The organism is Aquipuribacter hungaricus (assembly GCF_037860755.1).
Taxonomy (GTDB): domain Bacteria; phylum Actinomycetota; class Actinomycetes; order Actinomycetales; family JBBAYJ01; genus Aquipuribacter; species Aquipuribacter hungaricus.
The window spans coordinates 1-1,369 of record NZ_JBBEOI010000422.1 but is presented as its reverse complement, the minus strand read 5'-3'; the positions used below and the strand labels follow the sequence as shown (position 1 = coordinate 1,369).

At 77.1% G+C, this 1,369-nt stretch carries 1 protein-coding gene and 1 pseudogene; both read right to left on the bottom strand.

What is annotated here, in order from left to right; all coding sequences use genetic code 11:
* A pseudogene (locus WCS02_RS20335) lies at positions 1–243 on the bottom strand (hypothetical protein); the annotation flags it as partial.
* A gap of 176 nt (positions 244–419) precedes the next feature.
* Positions 420–1,369: methyl-accepting chemotaxis protein (locus WCS02_RS20330; RefSeq protein WP_340296135.1), on the bottom strand; the 950-nt coding region annotated here is incomplete at its 5' end.

The following is a 1,369-nucleotide window of genomic DNA, read 5'->3' as shown; positions in this document are numbered from 1 at the left end:
CGTGCCCGTCCGGTCGAAGCGGTACTCGGCGAGCAGGCCGGGGGTCGGGGGCGCGGCCGCACCGGCGGCGCCCGGGGAGGCCGGGTCCGCCGGGGCGGCCGCGGCGGAGGTGAGCCCGGTGACGACCAGGGCGGCGCCGAGCGCGGTGGCGACGAGACCACGGGCGCGGGGGGCGTGCGGGCGTCGAGGGGGGACCTGCCGAGAGAGGACCTTCACTCCAGCTCCTTCGCTGTCGAGCGGCACGGCACCACCGTCGTGGGGGTGCCTCGTCCGGATGTTAGCGCTCACGCACCGCGCCGACAACGCTCTGCGACCCCCTCGTGACAGCCCGGGGGTCCGTGGTGGACGACGGCAGCCCCGGGCCGACCGGGTGGTCGGCGCGGGGCTGCGGGTGGTCGGTAGGTGGGTCGTCGGGAGGGTCAGGGGGTGCCGTGCACGACCGCCTCGAGCTCGTCCGACGTCGTGGTCATGCCCTCGGCGGCGCGGGCGACATGGTCGGACACCTCCGTCGTGCGGGTGGCCAGGTCCGCCACCGCGTCCACCTCGGCGGCGATCCGGTCCGAGGCGTGAGCGATCCGTGCGGCGGCCTCGGCGACGTGGGTCATGGCCGTCGACTGCTCGGCCAGCGCCTGGTCGACCGCGCGCTGGCTGTCGCCCAGCTCGCGGGCGCCGTCGGCCTGCTCGTGCGTGGAGGCCGTGATGACGTCCTGCAGCTCCCGGATCCGCGACACGGTGCTGAGGATGTGGGCCATCGCGTCCTTGGCCTGCTGGGTCTCCGCGCGCATGGTGTCGACGCTGGTGCGGATGACGGTGCTGGCGGTGCCGGAGGCGTCGGCGAGGGTCTTGACGTCCGTGGCCACGACCGCGAACCCGCGACCGGCGTCCCCGGCCCGCGCCGCCTCGATGCCGGCGTTGAGCGCGAGCAGCTTGGTCTGCGCGGCGATGCCCTCGATGGCGGAGACGCTGGTGGCGACCAGGTCGCCGGCCTCGTCGAGCCGGGCGACGACGTCGCTCGTGGTGCGGGCGGCCGCGTCGGCGGCCTCGGCGATGGTGGCCACCTCCAGCGCGGAGCGGCGCACCTGGTCCACGCCGTCGGACAGCCGGTCGACGACCGCGGCCAGCGGCGTCCGGGCGCGCGTGATCTCGGCGTTGGCGCTGGTGAGCTGCTCGACGGCGGCCGCGGTGGACTCGGCGTCGGCGCGCACGTCCAGCGCGGAGCCGGAGACGGTACGGGCGCGCTCGGCGGTGTCGCGGGCCGACGTGGCCAGGCTGCGGCTGGCCGCGGTCATGCCGGTGCCGCCGCCGGGGGAGTCGTCGCCGTGGGCGAGCAGGCCCACCGCGCGCGCCGCGTCGGCGACCGGGCGGGTGG